Annotated in this window: 30 protein-coding genes, 1 tRNA gene and 1 pseudogene; 15 read left to right on the top strand and 17 right to left on the bottom strand. The window is 69.2% G+C overall.

The window, feature by feature from the left end; genetic code table 11:
* Positions 1 to 44 precede the first annotated feature (44 nt).
* On the bottom strand, positions 45 to 509 hold the full coding sequence (locus tag CPCC7001_RS00665) for a hypothetical protein (RefSeq protein WP_006911571.1): 465 nt from the start codon (positions 507 to 509) through the stop codon (positions 45 to 47).
* A gap of 37 nt (positions 510 to 546) precedes the next feature.
* Complete coding sequence (locus CPCC7001_RS00660; protein WP_198006433.1) at positions 547 to 1,770, bottom strand: NAD(P)-binding protein; 1,224 nt, start codon at positions 1,768 to 1,770, stop codon at positions 547 to 549.
* A gap of 105 nt (positions 1,771 to 1,875) precedes the next feature.
* Between CPCC7001_RS00660 and CPCC7001_RS00655 the strand changes: the two genes are divergently transcribed.
* Complete coding sequence (locus CPCC7001_RS00655; RefSeq protein WP_006910212.1) at positions 1,876 to 2,256, top strand: hypothetical protein; 381 nt, start codon at positions 1,876 to 1,878, stop codon at positions 2,254 to 2,256.
* 17 nt (positions 2,257 to 2,273) lie between these two features.
* On the opposite strand, the gene CPCC7001_RS00650 is transcribed toward CPCC7001_RS00655, so the two are convergent.
* The 5 genes from CPCC7001_RS00650 to CPCC7001_RS00630 form a co-directional block, all read right to left on the bottom strand.
* The gene (locus CPCC7001_RS00650) at positions 2,274 to 2,675 is read right to left on the bottom strand and encodes a fasciclin domain-containing protein (protein ID WP_006909957.1); all 402 of its coding nucleotides are present in this window, start codon (positions 2,673 to 2,675) and stop codon (positions 2,274 to 2,276) included.
* 26 nt (positions 2,676 to 2,701) lie between these two features.
* Positions 2,702 to 4,012, bottom strand: a complete 1,311-nt coding sequence (locus CPCC7001_RS00645) for a CO2 hydration protein (protein ID WP_006909457.1) — start codon at positions 4,010 to 4,012, stop codon at positions 2,702 to 2,704.
* Positions 4,009 to 5,562, bottom strand: a complete 1,554-nt coding sequence (locus CPCC7001_RS00640; RefSeq protein ID WP_006910153.1) for an NADH-quinone oxidoreductase subunit M — start codon at positions 5,560 to 5,562, stop codon at positions 4,009 to 4,011. The genes CPCC7001_RS00645 and CPCC7001_RS00640 overlap by 4 nt, the downstream gene beginning before the upstream one ends.
* A 9-nt stretch (positions 5,563 to 5,571) precedes the next feature.
* On the bottom strand, positions 5,572 to 7,491 hold the full coding sequence (locus CPCC7001_RS00635) for an NAD(P)H-quinone oxidoreductase subunit F (protein WP_006909705.1): 1,920 nt from the start codon (positions 7,489 to 7,491) through the stop codon (positions 5,572 to 5,574).
* Between the two features lie 284 nt (positions 7,492 to 7,775).
* Entirely contained in the window at positions 7,776 to 8,429 is a 654-nt protein-coding gene (locus CPCC7001_RS00630; protein ID WP_006911046.1) for a DedA family protein, read from the bottom strand.
* Between the two features lie 178 nt (positions 8,430 to 8,607).
* Between CPCC7001_RS00630 and CPCC7001_RS00625 the strand changes: the two genes are divergently transcribed.
* The 3 genes from CPCC7001_RS00625 to CPCC7001_RS00615 all read left to right on the top strand — a co-directional run bounded on the left by CPCC7001_RS00625 (position 8,608) and on the right by CPCC7001_RS00615 (position 12,784).
* Complete coding sequence (locus tag CPCC7001_RS00625) at positions 8,608 to 10,065, top strand: TrkH family potassium uptake protein (protein WP_006910108.1); 1,458 nt, start codon at positions 8,608 to 8,610, stop codon at positions 10,063 to 10,065.
* A 124-nt stretch (positions 10,066 to 10,189) separates the two neighbouring features.
* On the top strand, positions 10,190 to 10,894 hold the full coding sequence (locus CPCC7001_RS00620; RefSeq protein ID WP_006911392.1) for a TrkA family potassium uptake protein: 705 nt from the start codon (positions 10,190 to 10,192) through the stop codon (positions 10,892 to 10,894).
* Positions 10,895 to 10,966: 72 nt separating this feature from the next.
* Entirely contained in the window at positions 10,967 to 12,784 is a 1,818-nt protein-coding gene (locus CPCC7001_RS00615) for an SLC13 family permease (protein WP_043368426.1), read from the top strand.
* A gap of 31 nt (positions 12,785 to 12,815) precedes the next feature.
* On the opposite strand, the gene CPCC7001_RS00610 is transcribed toward CPCC7001_RS00615, so the two are convergent.
* The gene (locus tag CPCC7001_RS00610) at positions 12,816 to 13,886 is read right to left on the bottom strand and encodes a calcium/sodium antiporter (RefSeq protein ID WP_006909545.1); all 1,071 of its coding nucleotides are present in this window, start codon (positions 13,884 to 13,886) and stop codon (positions 12,816 to 12,818) included.
* Positions 13,887 to 13,965: 79 nt separating this feature from the next.
* Between CPCC7001_RS00610 and CPCC7001_RS00605 the strand changes: the two genes are divergently transcribed.
* Positions 13,966 to 14,358, top strand: a complete 393-nt coding sequence (locus CPCC7001_RS00605; protein ID WP_006910016.1) for an MAPEG family protein — start codon at positions 13,966 to 13,968, stop codon at positions 14,356 to 14,358.
* Between the two features lie 13 nt (positions 14,359 to 14,371).
* Here the strand turns inward: CPCC7001_RS00605 and CPCC7001_RS14895 are convergent, their stop codons facing one another.
* Positions 14,372 to 14,545 carry a hypothetical protein gene (locus CPCC7001_RS14895; protein ID WP_006910203.1) on the bottom strand — a complete coding sequence of 58 codons (174 nt, stop codon included), beginning with the start codon at positions 14,543 to 14,545 and terminating at the stop codon, positions 14,372 to 14,374.
* Positions 14,546 to 14,880: 335 nt separating this feature from the next.
* Between CPCC7001_RS14895 and CPCC7001_RS00600 the strand changes: the two genes are divergently transcribed.
* The gene (locus CPCC7001_RS00600) at positions 14,881 to 15,135 is read left to right on the top strand and encodes a hypothetical protein (protein WP_006911759.1); all 255 of its coding nucleotides are present in this window, start codon (positions 14,881 to 14,883) and stop codon (positions 15,133 to 15,135) included.
* Positions 15,136 to 15,140: 5 nt separating this feature from the next.
* The gene (locus tag CPCC7001_RS00595; RefSeq protein WP_006911245.1) at positions 15,141 to 15,725 is read left to right on the top strand and encodes a DUF924 family protein; all 585 of its coding nucleotides are present in this window, start codon (positions 15,141 to 15,143) and stop codon (positions 15,723 to 15,725) included.
* A gap of 12 nt (positions 15,726 to 15,737) precedes the next feature.
* On the opposite strand, the gene CPCC7001_RS00590 is transcribed toward CPCC7001_RS00595, so the two are convergent.
* From CPCC7001_RS00590 to CPCC7001_RS00570, 5 genes are all read right to left on the bottom strand, one after another.
* Positions 15,738 to 16,178, bottom strand: a complete 441-nt coding sequence (locus CPCC7001_RS00590; protein WP_006909125.1) for an NUDIX hydrolase — start codon at positions 16,176 to 16,178, stop codon at positions 15,738 to 15,740.
* Positions 16,178 to 16,534, bottom strand: coding sequence for a phenylpyruvate tautomerase MIF-related protein (locus CPCC7001_RS00585; RefSeq protein ID WP_006909446.1), 357 nt, complete (start codon positions 16,532 to 16,534; stop codon positions 16,178 to 16,180). The genes CPCC7001_RS00590 and CPCC7001_RS00585 overlap by 1 nt, the downstream gene beginning before the upstream one ends.
* 34 nt (positions 16,535 to 16,568) lie before the next feature.
* Entirely contained in the window at positions 16,569 to 16,982 is a 414-nt protein-coding gene (locus CPCC7001_RS00580; protein WP_156796623.1) for a transglycosylase SLT domain-containing protein, read from the bottom strand.
* Between the two features lie 57 nt (positions 16,983 to 17,039).
* Positions 17,040 to 17,834, bottom strand: coding sequence for a LysM domain-containing protein (locus CPCC7001_RS00575; RefSeq protein WP_006911104.1), 795 nt, complete (start codon positions 17,832 to 17,834; stop codon positions 17,040 to 17,042).
* A 185-nt stretch (positions 17,835 to 18,019) separates the two neighbouring features.
* A tRNA-Leu gene (locus CPCC7001_RS00570) sits at positions 18,020 to 18,106 on the bottom strand.
* Between the two features lie 43 nt (positions 18,107 to 18,149).
* Between CPCC7001_RS00570 and CPCC7001_RS00565 the strand changes: the two genes are divergently transcribed.
* The 7 genes and pseudogenes from CPCC7001_RS00565 to CPCC7001_RS15960 all read left to right on the top strand — a co-directional run bounded on the left by CPCC7001_RS00565 (position 18,150) and on the right by CPCC7001_RS15960 (position 21,245).
* Positions 18,150 to 18,413, top strand: a complete 264-nt coding sequence (locus CPCC7001_RS00565; protein ID WP_043368424.1) for an NAD(P)H-quinone oxidoreductase subunit L — start codon at positions 18,150 to 18,152, stop codon at positions 18,411 to 18,413.
* Positions 18,410 to 18,766, top strand: a complete 357-nt coding sequence (locus tag CPCC7001_RS00560; protein WP_006909867.1) for a DUF3007 family protein — start codon at positions 18,410 to 18,412, stop codon at positions 18,764 to 18,766. The genes CPCC7001_RS00565 and CPCC7001_RS00560 overlap by 4 nt, the downstream gene beginning before the upstream one ends.
* Positions 18,767 to 18,794: 28 nt before the next feature.
* Complete coding sequence (trpA, locus tag CPCC7001_RS00555; protein WP_006911650.1) at positions 18,795 to 19,610, top strand: tryptophan synthase subunit alpha; 816 nt, start codon at positions 18,795 to 18,797, stop codon at positions 19,608 to 19,610.
* Positions 19,611 to 19,635: 25 nt separating this feature from the next.
* Positions 19,636 to 20,262: a DUF938 domain-containing protein gene (locus CPCC7001_RS00550; protein WP_006910381.1), complete on the top strand. Its 627-nt coding sequence runs from the start codon at positions 19,636 to 19,638 to the stop codon at positions 20,260 to 20,262.
* Positions 20,263 to 20,380: 118 nt separating this feature from the next.
* Positions 20,381 to 20,584 (top strand): annotated as a pseudogene (locus tag CPCC7001_RS15965) (methyltransferase domain-containing protein); the annotation flags it as partial.
* A 41-nt stretch (positions 20,585 to 20,625) separates the two neighbouring features.
* Complete coding sequence (locus CPCC7001_RS15650; protein WP_006909310.1) at positions 20,626 to 21,039, top strand: hypothetical protein; 414 nt, start codon at positions 20,626 to 20,628, stop codon at positions 21,037 to 21,039.
* Positions 21,036 to 21,245 (top strand): DUF2256 domain-containing protein, encoded by a 210-nt coding sequence (locus CPCC7001_RS15960; RefSeq protein ID WP_369699351.1) that lies wholly within the window; start codon positions 21,036 to 21,038, stop codon positions 21,243 to 21,245. The genes CPCC7001_RS15650 and CPCC7001_RS15960 overlap by 4 nt, the downstream gene beginning before the upstream one ends.
* Here the strand turns inward: CPCC7001_RS15960 and CPCC7001_RS00540 are convergent.
* Together CPCC7001_RS00540 and CPCC7001_RS00535 are read right to left on the bottom strand one after the other, a co-directional pair.
* Positions 21,152 to 22,474 carry an aminotransferase class I/II-fold pyridoxal phosphate-dependent enzyme gene (locus CPCC7001_RS00540; RefSeq protein ID WP_006911446.1) on the bottom strand — a complete coding sequence of 441 codons (1,323 nt, stop codon included), beginning with the start codon at positions 22,472 to 22,474 and terminating at the stop codon, positions 21,152 to 21,154. The genes CPCC7001_RS15960 and CPCC7001_RS00540 overlap by 94 nt on opposite strands.
* Before the next feature lie 40 nt (positions 22,475 to 22,514).
* Positions 22,515 to 22,790 carry a hypothetical protein gene (locus tag CPCC7001_RS00535; protein ID WP_006909360.1) on the bottom strand — a complete coding sequence of 92 codons (276 nt, stop codon included), beginning with the start codon at positions 22,788 to 22,790 and terminating at the stop codon, positions 22,515 to 22,517.
* Between the two features lie 129 nt (positions 22,791 to 22,919).
* Between CPCC7001_RS00535 and CPCC7001_RS00530 the strand changes: the two genes are divergently transcribed.
* Complete coding sequence (locus tag CPCC7001_RS00530; protein ID WP_006910921.1) at positions 22,920 to 23,189, top strand: YciI family protein; 270 nt, start codon at positions 22,920 to 22,922, stop codon at positions 23,187 to 23,189.
* A gap of 23 nt (positions 23,190 to 23,212) precedes the next feature.
* On the opposite strand, the gene CPCC7001_RS00525 is transcribed toward CPCC7001_RS00530, so the two are convergent.
* The gene (locus CPCC7001_RS00525) at positions 23,213 to 23,566 is read right to left on the bottom strand and encodes a c-type cytochrome (protein WP_043369224.1); all 354 of its coding nucleotides are present in this window, start codon (positions 23,564 to 23,566) and stop codon (positions 23,213 to 23,215) included.
* Positions 23,567 to 23,622: the final 56 nt, after the last annotated feature.

Raw genomic sequence — 23,622 nt, 5'->3', positions numbered from 1 at the left:
GGACATCGTCCACCTCGACCCTTCGACGGTACCCACCCAGGCGCTCAATCTGACGAACCGGAGTCCGGCGCATCGCCGTCCAGGACTTCGCAGGCGAAGCGCACCTGGTCGCCGCGCCGCAGGCGCAGATCAGGCCGCTCGGGATCCTCCAGGCTCCACCACCAGCGGCCGTCGGTGAAACTGGGGGGACCCGCGTTGTTGGTGCGGGGGAGCTGCAGGTGCAGATCGCGCCAGTCGATCACCACGAACGCTCCCGGCAGCGTGCCCGCGATCGTGTTGGGAACCGCCAGGGCATCCACGGCACCGTTCTCGATCCGGGCCACCAGCAGGTCGCCGTCACAGCGGTAACGGCTGGCTGCAGCGGGGGCATCCAGCGGCAGGGCGGCTGGAACAAGGCCGCCCCACAGAAGCCACAGCAACGAGGCCATGCCGATGGCGACGCCCAGGGCCCTGCCCAGAGCCGCCCTCCGTTGCCACTCGACCAGGGGCTTCGATCCGTCTTCAACCATGGCCCCATCTCTCCCAGTCATCACGTGAGTCCGTTCGTCAGGTCCGGGAGTCCAGCCCGGCCTGCAGCAGCGCGCCGGCGAGATGCTCGGCGCTGCGCAGCGCCCCCTCGATCCGGCCGAACCCCTGCCCCGCGAGATAGTCCCCGCAGAAGCCCACCCGGCTGCGGGGGCAGAGCATGAGGGCCTGCGGCAGACCCGGCGCCACGGGGAAGGCCGCACCCCAGCGCATCAGCTGGGGGGAGGCCCGCTCCAGGCTGGCCGCATCGATCCAGGGGGCCAGACACTGGAGCACCGCCTGGGACAGGGCCTCGATCACTTCCTCTTCCCGCCCGGAGTCGGGGGGAAGGGCCAGGAGCCGGGCCACGGCGGAGCGGGAGCCGTACACATCCAGATGGTCGGCGGCGAAGGCATCGCTGGAGTGGGCCACCACAGCGCAGCGGCCATCGGCGAGGGGCTGGATGCTGATCCGCCGCAGCCCCCAGCACTGCTGGGCGGCGGCATCGAAGTTGACCAGGGTGAAGGGCAGCGCCCGCCAGAGCAGAGCATCGTCCTCCGGCACGATCAACAGCAGGTTGCTGCGGGCTTCGGCGCGGATGCCGGCGATCGTGGTGAGGGCGTGGTCGAGCTGCAGATCGGCGAGCTTGGCGGCCGCTTCGGCCATCGGCACCGCGGGCCAGTCGAACAGCAGGCAGCTGCGGGGGTGGGCCAGCAGCGTGCTGCTCAACACCAGCCAGTCCGCCTGCCCCAACAGCCCGCCTGTCCCATCCCAGAGCCGCCAGGTGCCCGTGTCTGAGACATCCAGGGAGCGGATCAGGGTGCGGTAGTGGGGGCTGATGGCGGACCCCTCGCCCTGGGCAGCCAGGTCCAGCAGGCCCCGGCACAGACCGTCCATCCCGCCGACGCCGACATAGAGGTCGCCCTGGCCGAGCATGTCCGGACGGCCGATGTGGAGCTTCGATTCCCCTTCCAGCAGGGCCATCAGGCCGCTCCAGGGGGCGATCCACCCCCCCGCCAGGAGGGGCTCCAGGAGCGCCGGGGCTGGATCGGCGGTGATGTTGAGCAGCGGCGCCCCATGGTCGATCGCCAGCTCCTCATCAGCCCGGGAGCGCCTGGTGCTGGCGCGACCTCCGGGCCCCCGACCCACCTCCCAGAGGCTGATGGGGCCGGAGAACCCCTGCCGCCGCAGCTGGGCCGCGCAGGCACAGCCGGCCACCCCGGCCCCGATGACGGCGATGGATCCCTGAACGGATCGGGGTCTCAACGGGCCTCACCCCACACAGCCAACAGGATGGCAGGGGTGGCAGTGGCGCGCAGGGACAGAAACCCCGCCCGAAGCGCGGTAGCGTCTACGACCAAGCTGAGGTCCATGGCGCGGTTTCTCCTGGTGCTCAAGCCCGAAGGCCATCCGGAGTCCGCAGCGATTCTGCGGGCCCTGGATCCGGTGCTGAGGGCGCTCAATGCCGAGGTCGATCACCGCACCTCCGCTCACCTGGGCGCCATGGTGAAGGAGGGCGGCGAAAGCCAGCGGATGCAGCTCTTCGCCGACGTCCAGTCCAAGGCGGATGGCAAGGTGCTGGAGCTGGTGCTGCTGAGCCGGGAGGCCATGGGACTGCGGGCACCCCAGACCCATCAGATGTTCGAGAAGCTGGTGCAGCTGGTGCAGCAGCACCTCGAAGGCATGACGCTGCAGTTCCGCTCGGATCGGGATGGCCCGCTGCCGGCGGAACGCCGCACGCCAGCGGGCTGATCGTCCGGCGCAGCCGGTCAACCCGGCAGGATCACCCGGTCGATCACGTGCACCACGCCGTTGTCGCACACCACATCGGCGGCCACCACGGTGGCGTTCTTCACCTCGAACGGATCGGCCCGACGGATGGCGATCGGAGCCCCTTCCAGGCTCTCCCATTCCGGCTGGGCCACCAGGGCCTCGCGGCGATGGTCACCGGCCAGCACATGGAATTTGAGGATGCGGGCCAGCTGGGGCGGGTTGTCCACCAGGGTCTGCACCGTTCCCGGCGGCAGGGCCGCGAAGGCGTCATCCACCGGGGCGAACACCGTGAACGGACCGTCTCCCTCCAGGGCGCCGCGCAGTCCCGCGGCATCCACGGCGGCAAGGAGCGTGTTGAAGCTGCCGGCGGAGGCAGCGGTTTCCAGGATCGTGGCCATGCTTCAGCGGTGGTGGAGAGAGGAGATCAGCGGTAGTCCTGGCTCTGGATCGCCGGCAGCCGGGCCTCCGGCCTGAGGAAGCGGTCCATCTGCGCTTCGAAGAAGCGGCGGTTGGCCATCAGGTGCTCCGGATCGGTGTCGTCGAGCGGGTAGAGCAGGGCACAGCGCAGGGCCTGGATCACCGCCGATGTCACGTTGTACATCGAGCGCTGGAAGGTGATGCCCAGCTGAATCAGCTGATCCTCTTCACCGCGCTTGTGGTGGCGGTACATCTCCTGCAGGTAGGGAGGCAGGAAGTGGAGCATGTCCTGCATCAGCAGGGTGGGAGGGATCCCGGCCGAACCCACCGGAAACACATCGGCGTAGAGAATGCCGTAGTGGAAATCGGCCTGGTCGGCCGGCACCTGGAGCGCCTGGGCGTTGTAGCTCTTGGTGCCGCGGAACGGCGCCGTGCGGTAGAACACCGCCTCGACATAGGGCAGGGCCGCCTCGTAGAGCCAGGTGAATCCGGCGCTCTTGGGAATGATTTCAAAACACTCATCCCCGATGAACACGTGGTGGTAGATGGGCCGGCCCGCCACCGCGAAGATGCCGTTCACCAGGAAGTCCATCGCCGCGGGCACCGAGGTGAGCTTGCCCTCGTCGTAGAGGTCGCTCATCTCGAAGAACACCGGGGCCATCACCTCCCAGAAGAGGCCGAGATTGGCGTAATAGGAGAGCTTCCGCACCTGCTCCAGGAACATGTCCGGAAACAGCTTGTACAGCCCAAGCATCAGGGGGTTGCCCTTGAAGTAGGCCTTGATCGCCTTGTCGGCTTCGATGCGGTAGGGCTCTGAATCGAGATAGTCGTTGAAGCGGCCGCCCATGCCCTGGTGCCAGAACATGGCATCCATGCACGCCTCGGCGAACTCCATGTTCACCCGGTCATGCCAGAGGTGATGGAAGAGCTTGGACATGGGGCGGGTTTCGCCCCTGGCCATGAACTCCAGCAGCTCCGGATGGGCCTTTTCCCCTCCGCGCCAGATGCGCAGCTGGGACTGATCGCCGGCATAGCTGTTGGGCCGGTCGAGGTACTCCTGCGAGATGAAATACTTGAAGGCCGGAATCGGATTCAGGAAAACCCGCTCGGCGATGTAGAGAAGGTCCCGCCAGTAGAAGTCCATCGGCACGGCGTAGGCCTTGTAGATGCCGATGATCTGCATCAGGTTCTCCGGCGTATCAGGCAGCATCGAGCCGCCGGCCTCGAGCCGATGAATGATGTCGGCGTAGCGATGGGTTGAGGGCGGAATCCGGGAGGTGCCGCTGGCGGGCAGTGTTGCTGAGGAAGTGGGGGTCATGCCAGAGGCTCCATGGCGTGGGTGGAGGACGGAATGGTCCGGGCGACCAGCTGGGTGTCAGCAGGGAGGGGATGGGGCAGGGCCAGGGCTGCGGTGTCGGGTTCGCTCCAGCCGGTGAGGAGGCTCGGCCAGATGCCGGCCAGCAGCACCAGGGTGGTGAGCACCATGGCGGGAGCCCGCTCACCCCAGGTGGTGGCCTGCCAGTCAGCTCGCGCGTTGTCGAGGCGACCGAAGCCGACGCGGTTGAACAGCCTCACCGCATAGACAGCCGTGAAGCCCGACGCCACCAGGCACACCAGGGTGGCCCTGGGGAAGGTGAGCCAGCTCCCCTCGAACACCAGCAGCTCGGCGGGGAAGCCGGCCAGCCCGGGGATTCCGGCCGCGGCCATCAGGGCCAGCAGCAACATGCCCATGGTGAAGGGAAGCCCGCGGATCGGATTCATCAGACCGGAGAGATCCGGGATGGCGGTGGTGCCGGTCTTGCGCTCGATCAGGCCCACGCAGGAGAACAGCAGGGCGGAGATCAGGCCATGGGCGATCACCTGGGCCACCGCCCCCTGGAGGCTCAGCGGTGTGGCCGCCGCCAGGGCCAGCGTGAGCAGACCCATGTGACCCAGCGAGCTGTAGGCCATCAGCCGGCGGATGTCGGTCTGGGCGATGGCGGTCATGGCCCCGTACACCGCGCTGATGGCGGCGATGGCGGCAATCCAGGGCGAGAGGTTGGCCCAGGCCTCGGGCAGGAACCCCACCCCGAAGCGAAGCAGACCGTAGGCCGCCAGCTTGGACACGGCCCCGCTCAGCAGCATGACCACCGGAATGGGCGCCTCGGCGTAGCTGATCGGCTGCCAGCCGTGCAGCGGAACCACCGGCAGCTTCAACCCGAAGCTGAGCACCAGCAGCCCAAGGATCACGGTGCCCACGCCGGAGGGGATCTCGGCCGCCTCCAGGGTCTGGTAGCTGAACAGGGTGAGGGCCGAGCCATCGCTGGCCATGGCGATGCCCGAGGGGCTCTGGGCCGAGTACCAGCCGATCGCCAGCACGCCGGCAAGCAGGGCCAGCCCGGACACGGCGCCGTAGAGGAGGTAGCGGACCGCGGCGGCGGCGCGTCTCTCCTTGCCCCAGGTCGCCACCAGCAGGGTGGTGGGGATCAGCACCAGCTCGAAGGCGAGCAGGAACAGAAGGGCGTTGGTGGCCAGGAACGCCCCCACCAGGCCCAGGTTGGTGGCGAGGATCAGGGCGAAGTACAGCCGCGGGCGACTCTGGTTCACCGGGGAGGCCAGCACCGACAGGGCCGTGAGCAGGCTGGTGAGCACCATCAGCGGCAGGGAGAGGCCGTCGAGGCCCAGCTCAAGCCCGAGCCCCAGCTTCGGCAGCCAGGCCAGGTGGAGGGGTTCGGGCGGATAGCGCCAGCAGAGCAGGACCAGCGCCAGCTGGATCAAGGCGGCCGCCAGGGCGGTGGGCCGTGGCCTGAGGGTGCCTTCCGGTGGCAGCACGGACACCAGAAGCCCCGCCAGCAGGGGAACGACGAACAGGAGGATCAGGAACGACATGGCCGCGGATCAGGGCAGGGTCTGGGGAACGGGCTGGCCGCCGCCGGCGATCAGCCAGGCCGCCATCAGCAGCACGCCGAGCACCAGGGTGAGGGCATAGGCCTGGGAACGGCCTGAGGTGGTGAAGCTGAGGCGCCGGGCCCCCGCCATGGCAGCCGCACCGGTGCCGCTGCTGAAGCCATCCACCAGCCGGGCATCGCTCCAGGCCCCGAACCGGGCGAGGGCCAGCACCATGGCCACCACGGTGCGGTGGTAGAAGCGCTCGGTCTGCATGTCCTCGGCGAGCCAGGCCTGGAGGCCGCCGAGCATGGCGGGAAGCTTGGCGAGGGGATGGGGCCGCAGATAGAACACGGCCGACAGCCCTCCGCCCACCAGGGTGCTGATCAGCAGCAGCACACCCGTGGGGCCCCAGTCCAGGATCGGGTTGAGGGGGAACACATGGTTCAGAGCCAGGAGCACGGGCAGGTGCAGCACCATGCCCATCAGCACTGTGGTCGGCAGCACCATCAGCCAGAGCACCTCGGCCGAACGGATCGTGAACACCGAGGGCTCTCCGGCCCAGATCAGCCCGAACACCCGGATCAGGCCACCGGCGATCAGAGCATTGGTGACCAGCACCAGGCTCGAGAGCAGCACGGGGTGATTGCTGGCGGCGGTGAGATCGAGCAGCTCCCGCAGGGCCGAGAAGCCTCCGAACGGGGGCAGGCCCACAAGACCGGCCGCGCCCACCAGGAAGGCGATGCCCATCACCGGACGCCGGCTCCACAGTCCGCCCAGCTGGGTGAGGTCTTGGGTGATGTTGCTCACGATCACCGTGCCCAGGGCCATCAGCATCAGGGCCATCGGCAGCGGGTACACCAGCAGCAGGTGGTCGGCCACGCTCGTTCCCGCCAGCCCCACCGCAACGAACAGAAGGCCCAGCCAGCTGCTCACCAGGAAGGAGAGGGCCCGTTTGATGTCCACCTGGGCGAGGGCGATCAGGGAGCTCACCACGGCGGTGGAGCCCCCCACCACCACCAGCACGGCCCGCACGAAGGGGCTGAGCTCCAGCAGAGGTTCGAGGCGAAGCAGCACCCAGGCACCGCCCGTCACCACCACGGAATTGCGCAGCACCGTGGAAGGCAGGGGACTTTCCATGGCCTCGTCCAGCCACAGGTGGAGAGGGATCTGGGCGCACTTGCCCATCGGTCCGGCGATCAGGGCCAGCAGGATCAGGGTCTGGCCCAGGGGCAGGGGGCTGGGGTTGCCGGGGGCAGCCGCCATCTGCTGGGCCGCCCAGGCCTGCAGGCCGTGGAAGTTCCAGGTGCCCGTCACCGGCAGCAGGGCGATCACGCCGGCCAGCAGGATGAGGTCACCGATCCGCTTGGTGAGGAAGGCATCCCGCGCCCCCTTGACCACGAGGGGCTGGTTGTACCAGGTGCCCACGATCAGGTAGGTGCCGAGGGTGAGCAGCTCGAGAATCACGTAGCTGAAGAACAGCGAATCGGTGATCACCAGGGCGCACAGACCGGCCTCGAAGAAGCTGAGGGAGCCGAAGAACCGGGCCCAGCCCCAGTCCCTCTCCATGTAGCCGATCGAATAGAGCTGAACGAGAATGTGGAGACCGGTGATCACGGTCATCGCGATCAGTGCCGGTTCGGTGATCAGGCCGTCGACCCCGATCCTGAGGCCAGCGGTGTTCAGCCAGGTCCAGCTGAATGTGATGGGGGCGTACAGCGCCGCTGCACCGGCCTTGGCATTGCTGTGCAGGGTGATCAGAGCCAGCACGCTGTGCACGAAGGACACGGTGACCAGCAGCAGATTCATGTAGCCGCAGGGGCGTGGGCCGGTGCGGGAGATCACCCCGGGAGACCAGGCAAGGGAGAGGATGGCGGCAACCAGCGGGTAGACGGGTACCAGCCAGGCTGTCTCCAGAAACAGGACATTCATGGGTTCAGCAACTGTGACAGTGACTGTGAAGACGTGAACGGCAACGTCATCCGAACAGACGACCTCACGCGCCGTTCGACCACTGCATGGGTGGGCGTTCTCGCCGTGGGCAGGGGAACAGAACGCCTGGGCCGTCCCCGCTCAGGGAATGAAAGGCGGAGACGGGTCCCCGGCGCGGCAATCATGGGGTCTCTCTGAGTGTGAGCGAAACCTTAAGCGTGGCCCCAGGGGTTCTGAAGCGGCCCGCGAAAGGAATGTCCTATGACTCGATCAAGCAGGGGTGATCAGCCAGGCTGGCGGCCGGCACGCACGGCCCGCAGCAGCAGCACCAGCACGCCGAGACCCAGGGCCGCCACCAGGGCCAGCTTCAGGGCCTGGGCGTAGGGCTCCAGCCAGGGCTGCACCCGCCGGTAGCCCTCCCCCAGGGCCCGGCCCACCAGGATCAGCGCCGTGGTCCAGATCAGGCTCCCCGCCGTGGTCCAGGCGAGGAAAACCGGCTGGGGCATGCGCTCGAGCCCCGCCGGCACGGAGATCAACGTGCGCAGGCCAGGCACCATCCGCCCCCAGAACACCAGCGCAGCTCCGTGCCGCAGGAACCAGCGGCGGCTGCGGGCGAGGTCGTCCACCACCAGACCCAGCCGCCGGCCATGGCGCTGCAGCCACTGCTCCAGCCGTCGGGGGTGCACCAGCCGACCGATCCAGTACCAGAACCAGGCGCCCGTCACCGTGCCCAGCAGGGCCGCCGCCACGGTGGGCACCAGCAGGAGCTGGCCGCGCCACACGAGGTAGCCGGCCATCGGCAGCAGCACCTCGGAAGGCACCGGCGGGATCACGTTCTCCAGCAGCATGGCGGTGGCGATGGCGCCGTAGCCGAGCCAGGGGTTGGTGTCCACCGCGTTCACCACCGCGTTGAGGATCCAGGCCGGCAGGTCGTCCATCAAGGTGCCGGCTCGGTGCCGTTGAGGTGACGTTGAGGTGACGTTGAGGTGCTGAGCGGGCACCGTCCGGGTGCCGTCCGGGGGATGGTGGGGGGAGCCATCCCTGGGGGCCGGGATGCCAGATCCCACTGGGGACATGGGGTCTAGGTTACCCACCCCCGGCACGGCCGCTGCCGCGATGCAGCCTCCCGACATTCACCGCTCGAACATCCCGTCCGCTGGCGGCCGTGCGCGCCGTGCCGCTCCTTCCCGGGCCTGGGAGGCCCTGCAGCGCTGGCGTCACCGGCTCACGGTGCCCCAGTTCACCGTGATCACCGGTGCCCTCGTGATCGCCGCCGGCACGCTGGTGCTCTCCACACCGCTGTGCTCCACCGAAACGGTGGGACTGTGGGAGGCCCTGTTCACCGTCACCTCGGCCATCACCGTCACGGGGTTGTCGGTGATCGACATCGGCACGGAACTCACCCCCTTCGGCCAGGTGGCGCTGGCGGGGCTGATCATCACCGGCGGTCTCGGCCTGATGGCGATCACCACCTTCCTGCAGGGCTTCGTGCAGGGCCATTCGGGCCTGCGGGCCAGGCTCGACAAGGGGCGGGCCCTCGATGACTTCGGCGTGGGGGGCATCGGCCCCACCTTCAACAGCATCCTGGTGGCCGGCAGCTGGATGATGGGCCTGGGCACCGCGGTGCTCTATTTCTTCGGCTTCACCGACATCAGCGATCCGCTGGAGCGGCTCTGGGCTTCCCTGTTCCACGCGATCAGCGCCTACAACAATGCCGGCTTCGGCCTCTGGAGCGACAGCCTGGAGCGCTACCGCGACAACGCGGTGGTGAACACCGTGATCGCCTCCATGATCGTGGTGGGGGGCATCGGCTGGCGCGTGATCAACGACCTGTGGGCCAACCGCCGCAGCAGCAAGCCGTTCCGCAAGCTGAGCCTCCATTCGCGGCTGGTGATCCGCTCCACCGTGCTGCTGATCCTGTTCGGCAGCCTGGGACTGCTCTTCACCGAGCACTTCGCCATCGGCGGTGTGATCGAACCCCTGGCCGGGATCCAGAAGCTGCAGGTCACCCTGTTCCAGTCGATCACCACCCGCACCGCCGGCTTCAACACCGTGCCCCTCTCGGCTGCCACCTTCTCGGATGCGGGGCTGCTGCTGGTGATCGTGCTCATGTTCATCGGCGCCAGCCCGGGCGGCACGGGCGGCGGGATCAAGACCACCACCTTCGCCACCTTGATGGCCACCACCCGCTCCACCCTCAAGGGCCGGGAGGACGTGGTGATCCACAACCGTCAGATCCCCGACCGGGTGGTGCTGCGCGCCATCGGCGTGACGATCGCCTCCCTGATCTTCGTGCTGCTGATGGCGCTGCTGCTCGGTCTGGGGCCGACGGCCTCGGGTGAGTCAAGCCAGCTCAAGTTCAGCTTCCTGGAGAAGCTGTTCACCTGCATGTCGGCCTTCGGCACCGTGGGGCTCGACCTCGGGGTCACCGACAAGCTGAACCGCTGGGGGCAGCTGGTGCTGATGGTGGGCATGTTCGTGGGGCGGCTCGGCATCCTGCTGCTGCTCTCGGCGCTCTACGGCAACCGGCCCCCGACCCGGGTGGGCTACCCCCGCGAGGAGCTCTATATCTGAGGAGCCTCCCGGAGAACCCTCCCGGCCGCCTGTCTGGGAAGCTGCACCGGTTGCTCCCGGCCCCTGACCGGGAGGTCGACCCCGCCCCACTCCCGCATCTCTCTCATTCCTCTGTCCAGCAACGATGAGCAACTGGTGGAACTGGAATCCCCCCGAGAACCGGGCCCTGGGCAGCTTCGCCGTGATCGGCGTGGGCCGCTTCGGCACCGCGCTGTGCCTGGAGCTGAGCAAGGCGGGCGCGGATGTGCTGGCCATCGACAATGACCCCGGCGCCGTGGACCGGCTCAACAAGCTGGATCCCTCGATCACGGCCCGCAAGGTGGACAGCACCGACGAAGAGGCCCTGCGGGAGGCGGGCGTGCTCGATGTGCACACCGTGGTGGTGGCCATGAGCGAGCCGATCGAGGTGAGCATCACGGTGACCCTGATCGCCAAGGACAGCAGCGGCAGCCGGGTGGAGCGGGTGATCGCCCGGGCCACCAACGACCTCCACATGAAGATGCTGCAGCGGGTGGGCGCCGACCGGGTGATCTTTCCCTCCAAGATGCAGGGTCAGCGGCTGGGCCAGGAACTGGTGCGGCCCAACCTGCTCGACCGGCTGCGGCTGGACGACCGCACCAGCATCGAGGAGATCCGGGTGCCCGAGGAGTTCATCGGCAAGTCCCTGCGGGACATCAACCTGCGCAAGAGCTTCCATGTGAGCGTGCTGGCCGCCGGACCGGACAACCAGCTCACGGTGAACCCCCCCGCCACCCATGTGGTGCAGCGCGATGAGCTGCTGGTGGTGATGGGGGCCAGCGAGGATCTGGCCAAACTGCCCGGCCGCTGAGGCGGCACCCCCCTCGGCACGCCCCCCCTCAGCACGCCCCCGTAAATTCGGCCCTGATTCGCGGCCAGGCCCTTGTCGCCCCTGCTTGAGGCTGTGCTCGCTCCGCAGCCCCTCATCACCCTGGGGGTGATGGCCCTGTCGGTGGTGCTGTTCATCGGCGGCTGGCTGCCGCCGGAGATCACGGGACTGCTGGCCATGGGCCTGCTGATGGCCTCGGGGGTGCTCAAGCCCGCCGAGGCCGTCGAGGGCTTCGGCAGCCCCGCGCTGCTCACGCTGATGGGACTGTTTGCCCTCTCGGCCGGCCTGTTCCGCTCCGGCGGGCTGGATCGGCTGCGGGGCCTGATCGGTTCCGACGCCATCCGCACACCGCGGCGCATGATCCTGCTGCTCACCGCCCTGGTGGGGCCCGTGTCGGCCTTTGTGCCCAACACGCCGATCGTGGCCTCCCTGCTGCCGGTGATCGAGGGCTGGTGCCACCGCCGCCGCATCTCCCCGTCCAAGGTGCTGCTGCCCCTGTCCTTCGCCACGGTGCTCGGCGGCACCCTCACCCTGCTGGGCAGTTCGGTGAACCTGCTGGCCAGTGAGGTGAGCAACAAGCTCGGCTACGGCGCCTTCGATCTGTTCGCCTTCACTCCGATCGGCCTCGGGGTGTGGATCGCCGGCAGCCTGGTGATGGTGCTGCTCTCGGATCGCTGGCTGCCGGATCGCGGCACCAACGACGACGACCTGGTGCGCAGCTTCTCCAACAGCGGTTACCTCACGGAGGTGGAGATTCCGCCCCGCTCCGAGCTGGTGGGGCAGTCGCTGCACCGGAGCCGGCTGCAGCGACGCTTCGATGTGGACGTGCTGGAGCTGCACCGGGGGCGGGAGCGGTTCCTGCCGCCCCTGGCGGATCGTCGCCTCGAGCTGGGGGACCGGCTGGTGCTGCGCTGCACCCGGGAGGACCTGCTGCGGCTGCAGCAGGAGCACACGGTGGTGCTGGCCCCCACCCCCGAGGAGGACCCCGACCTGCCGAGCGGCAGCGAGGTGGGCAACGGCCAGCCGATGGTGGAGGTGCTGCTGCCCTCGGGCTCCACCCTGGCGGGCAGCTGCCTGCGGGATCTGCGCTTCCGCCAGCGCTACAACGCCACCGTGCTGGCCCTGCGCCGTGGCAACGCCGTGCTGCGGGAGCGCCTGGGCAAGGCCACGCTGCAGGAGGGCGATGTGCTGCTGCTGCAGGGACCGAAGGATGCCATCCGCGGTCTGCAGGCCAGCAACGATCTGGTGGTGCTCGAGCAGCTCGAGGACGACCTGCCCACCATGAGCCGCAAGCGCCTGGCCGTCGTCATCGCCGTGCTGGCGATTCTGCTGCCCAGCTTCAAGGTGCTGCCGCTGGTGGCCGCCGTGCTGCTGGGCACCGTGGCGATGGTGGCCAGCGGCTGCCTGCGGCCGGGGGAGCTGCAGCGCTCGATCCGGCTGGATGTGATTCTGCTGCTGGGTTCGCTGGCCAGCTTCAGTGTGGCCCTGGAGAAGACCGGGGTGGCCGAGGCCCTGGCCCAGGCCCTGATCAGCGGTCTGGACAGCTGGCCTCTGTACTGGGCCCTGGCCATCGTGTTTCTGTTCACCACGCTGCTCACCGAGGTGATGAGCAACGCGGCCACCCTGGCGATCGTGATCCCGATCGCCGCCAAGCTGGCCCTGGGGCTGGGCATGCCCCCCATGGCCGGCATCTTCACCGTGCTGTTCGGCGCCAGCCAGAGCTTCCTCAGCCCGGTGGGCTACCAGACCAACCTGATGGTGTTCGGGCCGGGGCGGTACCGCTTCCTGGATGTGACCCGCTACGGATTCCCCCTCACCGTGGTGATGACCCTGCTGGTGCCCTGGCTGGTGTGCCGCCAGTTCGGGATCTGAGCCGGCATCCGGCTCACCAACCGAATCCAGTTCAGGTGCGGCGCTGCTGCCACCAGCGCACGGTCTGCCACACCAGCACCATCAGCACCAGCGGCAGCACCAGCGTGAGGGTGACCAGGCGGAAGTCCTCCGTGAGGGAGGGCAGGGTGTTGGTGAGCACCTGTTCCGCCAGGTAGAGGCCGTAGAGCGTCACCAGGATGCCCCCCTCCAGCCGTGTGATCTGGCCATGGCTCCAGAAAATCGGCAGGCAGGCCATGGTGGTGGCCACCATGATCGGCAGATCCCGGCTCACCAGGGTGGGGTCCACCTCGAGCCCCCGCGCCCCGGAGGCCACGGCGCACAGCCCGAGGATGACGAACAGATTGAGCAGGTTGCTGCCCACCACGTTGCCGATGGCCAGGTCCACCCGGCCCCGGTAGGTCGCCACCAGCGAGGTGACCAGCTCGGGCATGGAGGTGCCCGCCGCCACGATGGTGAGACCCACCACCGTCTGGCTCACCCCGAGGGCAAGGGCGGCGGTGGTGGCACCCCGCACCAGCACCTGGGACCCCAGCACCAACAGCACCAGACCGGCCAGGAGGCGAAGGCCGGCCGGCAGCGGTGCCAGCCGCTCGCTGGCATCGAAGCCCTCCACCTCATCGGGATTCTCCCCGGCCGTGCGGATCTCCCACACCAGGTTGATCCCTAGGCCCACCAGCAACGCCAGCCCGGCCTGCCAGGTGAGCCGGCTTCCCGAGGCCATGCCCCATACCGCCATCGACACCGCCAGCAGCAGCGGCACATCGCGCCGCACCAGGCGGCTGCGGACACTCAGGGGCACCACCAGGGCACTCATGCCGAGCACCACAAGCACGTTGAAGATGTTGCTGCCCACCACGTTGCTGAGGGCGATCGCGTCGTTTCCCTGAAGGGTGGAGATCAGGCTCACGAACAGCTCCGGCGCACTGGTGCCGAGGGACACCACCGTGAGACCGATGACGATCTGGGGAATGCCCAGAAGCAGCGCCACCGCGGTGGATCCCGTCACGAACAGCTCCCCTCCGCCGAACAGCAGCAGGATGCCCAGCACGATCTGGAGGGCGCTGGGGAGGAGGGAGGTCACGCGCGACTGGCATCGGGGCTCGAGCCGATTCTGAACCGATGCAAGAGGATGACTCCGAGCCCTTGCATCCGGTTGCACCATGACGAACCTGGCCCTTCCCGCCCTGGTGACGCTCGCCGCCGTGACGCTCTACCAGGGCACCGGACTCAACGTGGGCCGGGCCCGGGCGCGGCACCAGGTGAAGCCGCCGGCCATGACCGGACCGGAACCGTTCGAACGGGCCGTGCGGGTGCAGCAGAACACCCTGGAGCAGCTGGTGTTCTTCCTGCCTTGCTTCTGGCTGGCCAACCTGTGGGGGGCCTCGGGTTGGGCCAACGGCCTGGGAATCGTGTGGGTAGCGGGCCGCATCGCCTATGCGGTGGGCTACCTGCAGGCCCCCGAACGGCGGGGGCCTGGGTTCGGCATCAGCCTTCTCAGCAGTGCCGCGCTGCTCGTGCTGGCCCTGGTGGGGGCGATCCGGGAGCTGGGCTGAGGCCGGAGCGGCCTCAACGCTGCCCCAGCAGCTCTTCCCAGGTGAGGGGCTGGGCCGGCGTGGCCTGGGCCGAGCCCTGACGGCCACCTCCCGGCAGGGGGCAGCTGGGATAGGCCAGGGTCCGGCCACGGCCGCTGCCCTGGAAGTGGTGCTGACGGTTGGAGCGGAACGATGGGGTGATGGACATGGTGTGGTCTGATCGCTTGAGTGGGAGATATGAACGACGCACCCAGGACTGCCATCCCGGCCAAGAGCGGGAATCGCACAGGCCGAGTCCATTCAGGACAAGTGAGCAGATGAGGAGTTCCCAGGAAGCACAGGGAACGGCTTGGTGCTGGTGCTCGGCGTGCGCGGATCTTCGGATCCGCCAGCTTCTGCCGGCTCCCGCACTATAGATCAGAACCTGGGGAAAACAACGGCTGCACCCCTGGGGGTGTGGCGCAGGCATCGGGTTCCCGTATGGCCGATCACCTCCGTTCTGGCCCGGTCGCGCCAGGGTGGTGGGAGGAGGTCACAGGACCCATGCGCGAGATCGTGTTCCGGGTACTCAGCGAGCAACCCGGCCTCCTGGAGGCTCGGGCGGATGACCCCGTGCTCACGATCACGGCACCCTCCCGTGAGGAGCTCCACCACGAGGCGCGGGAGGCGCTGATTCAGCACTTCGGCCACGCCCACGCCTCCTGGCGTGTGCGCATCCGCTCCGGAGCGGCGTTGGAAGCGGGCAGCCGCAGCAGCCGCAGACTGGGCTGCAAACCCCAGCCGATCGGCTGCGGCTGAGGGCCATGGCACCACCTGCCACGCCACCTCCCACGCCAGGGGCCGACGACGACGCCGATGCGGTGCTTCGCTTCTGGTTCGAGACCACGGCACCGGGGCAGTGGTTCCGGAAGGATCCGGACTTCGACGCGGAGGTTCGGCGCCGTTTCCTCACGCTCACCCACAAGGCTCTGGCAGGCCAGCTGAGCCCATGGTCCAACCATCCGAGCCCAGGCCTGGCTCTCGTGCTGCTGCTCGACCAGATGCCCCGCCAGATCTGGCGGGACGACCCCCGGGCGTTTGCGGGTGACCCTGCCGCCCTGGCCCTCAGTCTCCGGGCGACAGCCGAAGGATGGGTGGAGCAGGAAACGGAGCAGGCCCGGCGCCAGTTCTGGCTGATGCCCCAGATGCACAGTGAAGACGTTCAGGTGCAGCGCGCCGCGGTGCCACTGTTCGAACGCCTGTGCGATCCCCGCACGGCGGCCTACGCCCGCAGGCACAGGGATGTGATCGAGCGGTTCGGCCGGTTCCCCCACCGCAACGCCGTGCTGGGCCGCCCCTCGACACCGGAGGAGCTGAGCTTCCTCCAGGAGCCCGGATCCCAGTTCTGAGCCCCGCCAGCCTCAGGCTCGGGCAGCGTCCTGGTCATACCGCTGCAGGGCACAGAGCAGCGAGGCGGCCAGCGAGCGATGCTGCAGCAGGCGGGGACTCCAGAGCCTGCCACCGCGCAGCTCCTCCGGACTGGCCAGCACCATGTCCTGCCCCTCCTGCAGCGCCAGCTCGGTCAGAGGGAGGGGCAGGGGCGAGCGGAAGACATGGGCCACCCGCTGGGCGTTGGTGTGCCGGAACCAGAGGGGCAGGGGAGTGGGGGGCCACCAGCGGATCTCCTCCAGCAGCTCCCGGCGCACGGCCTGTTGGGGGCTTTCGCCCGGATCGAGATGGCCGCCGAAGAGCCCCCAGGCCCCTGGCGCCACGATGCCAGGCACGTCGTCGCGCAGCTGCAGCAGCCAGCGCCCCTGCCGCTCCAGCACCGCCAGGGCCACCTCCACCGATGGTGCCGACATCAGCCGAAGGTGCGGCCGTTCCAGCCCCAGAGGTAGCCCTCGGCGGCGCCGAACTCGATGTAGGTGCGCTGGGGCGGCACCCCCAGACTGGCCTCGATCAGGCCACAGAGGTCGGCACTGACCGCCGCCGTGGTGGCCGGCGAGAAACCGCCCACACTTTTGAGTTCCAGGTAGCAGACCGGTTCGTCCCGGCTGCCGGCGAAGGTCATCGGCACGTCGGCCTCGAAGGCCGTCATCACATAGGCCTCCGGCTTGCCGAGGTGGCGGGCCACCCGGGCCGAGAGGTCGAGCAGGAGGGCGTCCACCGTGGCGGCGGGCGGGGCCGGGCAGGAGGTGCGCACCGAGATCAGGGGCATGGGAACGCTGGTATGGAACGGGCTGGAGGCGGGCTCAGGGCTGAACCCCCCAGGGCGTCCAGCCTGACTGGCGGAAGATCGCGTAGGCCACGCTGCTGTTCACCACCGGATCGAGGAGCTCCTCGGGGCTGCGGATTCCCATCGAGGCCAGGAGGCCGCGGTTGGCGGCGTAATGGATCTGGAACAGGCCGAAGCAGTCGCCACCGCAGCCCCGGGCCATGGGTTTGAGACCACTCTCGAGGTGGGCCAGCCGGATGGCGCTGTCCTCATGCTCATCCGGCCACACCTGACGGATGGCCTCCAGAGCATCGCTGCGGGGGGTCTCCCGGGCCACCACGGGCCGCGGTGTGCCGCTGGCGCCCACGGCGAGCGAGAGCAGCAGCGCCACCAGCAGGCCCCCGCCGGATCGGCGCGGGAGGTCTGGGGAGCGGACCGCAGGGGTGGACATGGCCGCAGGCCTGGAGCTCGCCGGAACGGTATCGGTCCGCCGGGAGGCCCGCCAGGGTCAGAGGCCCGGGCCGGCAGCCGGTGGCGGAATGCTGCTGTCGGCGGGCTGCTTCACCTGCTCGCAGAGGTCCAGCACGATCTGCTGGGCCACCGAGCGGGGTTCGGGCACGCTCCACTCCTGCCAGGCTCCATCCACGCGCCAGGTCTGGCGCAGGGTGCTGCACTGCACGGCCACGGCCGTGGCCTTGGCCCGCACCACGCCCACGTCCTCCGGGGAGGGCTGCACCACCGTGACCCTCAGACCGCCGGGGTGGAGCTTCCAGCCCCCCCAGTCCACCAGGGTGTTGCCGAAGTAGCGCCAGCGGCCGGCCGAGGGCTGGGCCGGATCGGCGGTGGCGGCCGCCGGCGTCTCGCTGGGCTGCGGGGCAGGTTGCTGGGCAGGCTGTGGGTCGGGTGTGTCGGCGGGTTGGTCGGCCGGCTTCGACTCCGGCTGGGTGGCGGGCTTGGTGGAGGGCTTGGGCGAGGTCTGCTGCGCCGGCTTCTGAGCAGGCTGTTGAGCAGGCTTCTGAGCGGGCTTCGTCGCAGGTTTGGCCTCCGCCGCCTTGGGCTTGGAGGCCGGCGGCAGCTTGAGCACCTGGTCGATCTGGAGGGCACGGGGATCGGTGATGCCGTTGAGCTTCTGCAGAGCTTCCACCGATACGCCGTAGCGTCCGGCGAGCACCTCCAGGGTGTCGCCCTCCTTCACCGTGACGGTGCGAGCCTTGGCCGCCGGCTGTGCCTGACCCAACGCGGGGGCGTGGAGCACGCCCTCGAGCACAACCCCGCTCGCCGTGGTGATGGCCAGCAGAGCCATCGCCGTCAGAGCCCGTGGGCCGCGGACCGCAGCCCGGAAAGCCGCGGCTGAACCGGCACCCCCTGAGGAGACGAAGGCTGGCTTCTGGACTGGGATTCTCTGCATCACGACGGACTGCCTGGGCTTGTCTTCGACCCTAGTGGGAGCGACCGGCCGGGTCCATGCAGCGTGAACCAGAGGAGGTGTGGTGGGGGCAGGGGGACTTGAACCCCCACAACCTCGCGGTCTGCGGATTTTAAGTCCGCTGCGTCTACCTATTCCGCCATACCCCCGGCCCGGGCACTTTAGATTTGCCTCACCCCCGCCACTGCGGCTGTGCTCCACCCCGCTGTCTTCGGCGCCCTCCTCGGTTCCATCTCCCCTGAAAGCCTCCTGGTGCTCGGTCTTTACCTCGCCCTGGCCGGGGCCTATCTGGTGGCCATCCCCCTAGCCCTCTACGCCTGGATGGTCAAGCGCTGGACCGTGATGGGCAAGGTCGAGCGGTTCGGGGTCTACGGACTGGTGTTTCTCTTCTTCCCGGGGCTGATTCTTTTTGCCCCGTTCATCAACCTGCGCATGGCCGGCCAGGCCACCCGATGACAAAGGGGCAATCCCTGCTGCTGGGTCTGGCGGTTCTGGGGCTGGGGGCCATCGGCTATGCCGTGTTCCAGGCCAACGGCTTCGAGGGCTTGTCCGCCGGCATCGGCGCCTCGGCACTGCTCATGGTGCTGGTGGTGGGCTGGACGGCCAGCTACCTCTTCCGTGCCCTGAGCGGCAACATGACCTACATGCAGCAGCGCCGCACCTATCGCGCCGCCTACGACGCCGCCACCACAGAGGAACTGGAGCGGAAATTCGAGGCCCTAAGTCCGGACGAGCAGCTGCGGCTGCTGCGCGAAACCGGCCAGCTGCCGGCCGAGCCTGAGGGCAGCCCCGCCCAGGGCGAGGCATAGGCTCACTGGCCGAAGCCCATCCGCCGCTGTGTCCGCCGCTCCCACCCCGATCCAAGAGCGTTTCAACCAGCTGCGGGGGCAGGGCCGCTGTGCCCTGATGCCCTTCCTGATGGCGGGCGATCCCGACCTGGCCACCACCCGATCCACCCTGCTGGCCCTGCAGGCCGCCGGAGCCGACCTGGTGGAGCTGGGCATTCCCTACAGCGACCCGCTCGCTGATGGGCCCGTGATCCAGGCCGCCGCCAGCCGGGCTCTGGCCGCCGCCACCACCCCGGCCGGGGTCCTGGAGATGCTGGCGGGGCTTCGGGGGGAACTCACGCTGCCTGTGGTGCTGTTCACCTACAGCAATCCCCTGCTCAACCGGGGCATGGAGGCCTTCTGCCGCGACGCTGCCGCCGCCGGGGCCGCCGGACTGGTGGTGCCGGATCTGCCCCTGGAGGAGGCGGAGAAACTCTCCGGCATCGCCACCGCGGAAGGGCTGGATCTGGTGCTGCTGGTGGCCCCCACCACGCCCGCCGAGCGCATGGTGCGGATTCACCATGCCAGCCGAGGCTTCACCTATCTGGTGAGTGTCACCGGCGTGACGGGCGTGCGCAGCAGCCTGGAATCCCGCGTGGGGCCCCTGGTGCAGCAGCTCAAGGCCCAGGGGGATACGCCGGTGGCGGTGGGCTTCGGAATCTCGGGACCCGAGCAGGCACGGCAGGTGCGCGACTGGGGCGCCGACGGCGCCATCGTGGGCAGCGCCCTGGTGAAGGTGATGGCCGCAGCCCATGCCGATGGGAACGATGTGGGCGCCGCCGCCGGCCGGTTCTGCTCCACGCTGCGGAGCGGACTGGACGGCTGAAGCCGCCCCCCTCTCAACCACGGCGATGCTGTTCTCTCCGGCCTGTGAACGCAACCGGGAACCGATCCTGGCGGTGCTGCGCCAGTGGTTGCCAGCCGGAAGCCCCCCAGCCGGGATCACCGTGCTGGAGGTCGGTTCCGGCAGCGGTCAGCATGGCGTGTTCTTCACCCAGCAGCTGCCTGGGCTCACCTGGCAGCCGAGCGACCAGGCCGCCGGCCTGGATCCCCTGCAGGAGCGGATCGCGCTGGAGGGGGCGTTACGGCCCGCCCCCGGGTCCCGGCTGCTGCCGGCCCTGACCCTCAGCGTGGACGACGACCACGCCTGGCCGGCCGGCCCCTACGACGCGGTGTTCAGCGCCAACACCGCCCACATCATGGCTGAAACCGCCGTGGCGGCCCTCATCGCCGGCAGTGCCCGGGTGCTGGGCCCGGGCGGCCTGCTGCTGCTCTACGGCCCCTTCTGCGACAACGGCGTGCACACGGCGGAGAGCAATGCGGCCTTCGACGCCCATCTGCGCAGCCTGGATCCGGCCATGGGGGTCCGCGACACGGTGGACCTGCACGGCCTGGCAGGCGAGCACGGATTGGAGTCACGGGCAGATGTGGCGATGCCGGCCAACAACCGGATCCTGATCTGGGAGCGCCGCGGATGAGCCAGCCCAGCGATCCGAGCGCAGTGTTCGGGGCGGGGGCGGCGGCTTATGCGCGCTATCGCATCAGCTACCCCCCCGCTTTTTAGACGCTTTCGCCGCACGCCTGCCCGCCGGGGCCGTGGTGTGGGACTGCGGCTGCGGCAGCGGCCAGGCCGCTCTTGATCTGGCCGCCGGGAACCTCGCCGTGATCGCCACCGATGCCAGCGCCGATCAGCTCGCGGCCGCCCGCGCCCATCCCTTGGTGCGCTATCGCCAGGCCAGGGCCGAGGCCAGCGGCCTCGCGCCGGCCAGCGTCGACGCGGTGGTTGTGGCGGCGGCGCTGCACTGGTTTGACCTGAGCGCTTCAACGTCGAGGTGCGGCGCGTGGCCAGACCGGGAGCCCTGCTGGCCTGGATCGGCTACCTACCGCTCACGCTGGCGCATCCGGACCTGCAGCAGGCCCTCGAGCACTTCCGCACCGTCACCCTGGCCCCCTGGTGGGCCCCGTCCTGCGCCTGGGTGGACACCGCCTACCGCACTCTGCCCTTCCCGGCCCGGGAAGAGCCCTTCCCCTCCGACCTCTGGATCGAGCGCCACTGGACGCTCCCCGAGCTGATAGCCCATCTCGGCACCACCTCCGCGGTGCAGCGCAGCCGCGGCGATGGCCTCGACCTGCTCAGCCCCCTTCAGGAGAGCCTGGAGCCGCTGTGGCCAGGCCAGGGCAGCGAGGCCCTCGTTCTGCGCTGGCCGTTCATGGGACGGTGGGGCACGCTGCCCCCAGCCGCCCCGGCGGCATGAAGCCCTCGGCCTCCATGCCCCACCACCAGGACCGCCCCACCAAGCTCTGCGCCTTCTGCGGCCGCCCCTTCCAGTGGCGCCGCAAGTGGAAGGCCGTCTGGGAGGAGGTGCGCTACTGCTCGGACCGCTGCCGCAGCAGTGCCCGCACGCCGGAAAACAGACGCCGCAGGGCCTCCTCCAGCTCGGAGGCGGACAACAGCCCGTAGCTGATCCGAAGAACGGCGCCATCCACCGGCAGCCCCGCGACCCCGCCCTCGAGACCGAAGCACTCGCCCGCGATGGTGGCCACCCGGTGCTCCAGCACCAGCCGCCGCATCAGGGCCAGACCGCGACCGGCCGGCACGGTTGCTCCAGCCGCCCGGGATGCTCCCGCCGAGCGCCCCGGCTCCACGGCCAGAAGCCCGTAGAACGCCCCGTCCGGGTCACCCAGCAGCCGCACGGGCAGCCCCTCCTGCCGGGCCCGGGCCACGGCGTCAAGCAGCTGACGGCGCCGATGCTGCAGTGCACCGATGCGCGGGGCACACCAGGCCGGGCCGGCGCGCAGGGCCGCCACCGCCGCCCGCTGCATTAGCCGTGGCGGACAGATCAGCACGGTGTCCTGCACCTTGGCCAGGGCCTCGGCCAGCTGACGCGGCACCGCCATGAAGCCCAGCCGCCAGCCGGCCATGCCATACGCCTTGGAGAGGGTCTGCAGGGTCACCGTGTGGGCCCCACTGCCCGGAAGAGAGCCGGGACTCCAATGGGGTTCGCGGCCATGCACGAACAGGGCGTAGGCCTCGTCGGCGATGTGCAGCAGGCCGTGGTGGGCGCAGAGGGCATTGATCGCCTCCATCACCGGCCTGGGCATCACCGCGCCGCTGGGGTTGTTGGGTGACACGGTCACGATCGCCCGGGTCCGCGGCGTGATGGCGGCGGCCAGGCGCTCGGGGTCGGGGATCAGGCCGGCGTCCACGGTCAGGGGCCGACCACCCGCCAGCTGGATCGCCATCACGTGATTGAAGTAGTAGGGCAGCGGCAGGATCACCTCCGAGCCGCTGTCGCAGATCACCTGGGCGATGGCGTGGAACGCCATGTTGCTGCCGGCGGTGACCATCAGGGTGCTGGCCTGAAGGTCGAGGCCGTGATGCGTGGTGAAACTGGCGGCGATGGCGGCCAGCAGCTCCGGATCACCCGCCACCGCGCCGTAGCGATCCAGGCTGGCTCCAGAGCCCGAGGCCCCGGGTGTGGCTTCGGCCATGGCGGGATCAACCGCATGCACCACCGCTTCGGCCACGGCCTTCGGGGGCCCCCAGCCCACCATGCCCTGGGCCAGGGAGAGAGTGCCTGGCGTGCGGGACACCAGGGCGGCCAGCTCAGGAATCACCGGACTCAGCACCCCGGCAAGCCGGGCTGCCGGCCCCGGGCCGCCGGGCAGCCCCCCATTCCCGCTCAGCATGGCCGGTTCCCTGCCGGAGGAACCCCGGCGTTCAGGACGATCAGAGGTTGTACTTCTTGGCCGTGCGGGCCTTGCAGATCGCCTTGGCCTGTTCCTGGGTCTTGCGGTTCTTCATCTCCTGCACCACGCAGTCGCAGGTGTAGTCGGCCATGCCGGCTGGAGCAGGCTTGCCGGAGGCTTTCACCTCATCATTCACGGCTGCCAGGCAGTACTTGCGGATCATGAAGTCCATCATGTTGGCCCGGGCCGGCAACCCGGACGCCAAGACGCCGGCGACCAGAATGATCAGAGCGGCAACGTGCTTGGACTTGGGCATCGGTTCGCAGACGGGACAACAGTGAGACCAGTCCTATCACTGCCAGGCCAGCGAACCGAACGGCGGGCCGCCACCTCGTTCCGCTTTCCAGACCGGCCCCGATAGGGTCAGCGGAGCCACAACGCTGCCATGGCCCGCTTCGTCCTGTGGGGCACCTACTGCGACAATGCCCTGGAGAAACGCGCTCCCTTCCGCGAGGAACACCTCGCCGGCCTGAAGCAGCAACAGGAAGCCGGCACCCTGATCACCCTGGGGCCGACGGAAGGCAGCACCCATGTGTTCGGCATCTACGAGGCGGAGTCCCGCGAGCAGGTGGAGGCGCTGCTGCACAACGATGTGTACTGGCGCCAGGGGATCTGGACCCGGCTGGAGGTGCATCCCTGGATTCAGGCGTTCTGAATCCGCGAGGTCTGCCGCGGCTGTCAGCTGCGCGGCCAGCCCGCCTGGGCCTGCTCCCACACCCAGCGGGCCACGGCCACAACGCCGTCGTCTCCGAGCACATCGCCGTAGCCACCCATCTGGCCCACACCGGCCGCGGCGATGGCCGCGATCGCCTGCTCCGAAGCCACCCCCTGGCGCTCCAGGGCAGCCAGCCGGAGAGTCTTGCGGCGGCGGATGATGTTGCCGCCGTTGAGGTGACAACCGGCGCAATGATTCTCAAACAGCCTGGCTCCATCGGCCGCAGGCAGCGCTGCTGAAGCGGCCTGCACCGGAAGCGACACAACCAGACCGATGATGAGCAGCGCCACGGCGGCGCGTCTGAACCAGGACTGCATCACGGGCCGAAGCTCCAGAACCACAACAAAGCCTGCCAGAAGCCCGGTGGCGACTG

The sequence above is a fragment of the Cyanobium sp. PCC 7001 genome (genome assembly GCF_000155635.1).
In the GTDB taxonomy this organism is placed as follows: Bacteria; Cyanobacteriota; Cyanobacteriia; order PCC-6307; family Cyanobiaceae; genus NIES-981.
Note: the sequence above shows the minus strand (reverse complement) of the source record. Positions and strands in the feature narration are given on the sequence as shown.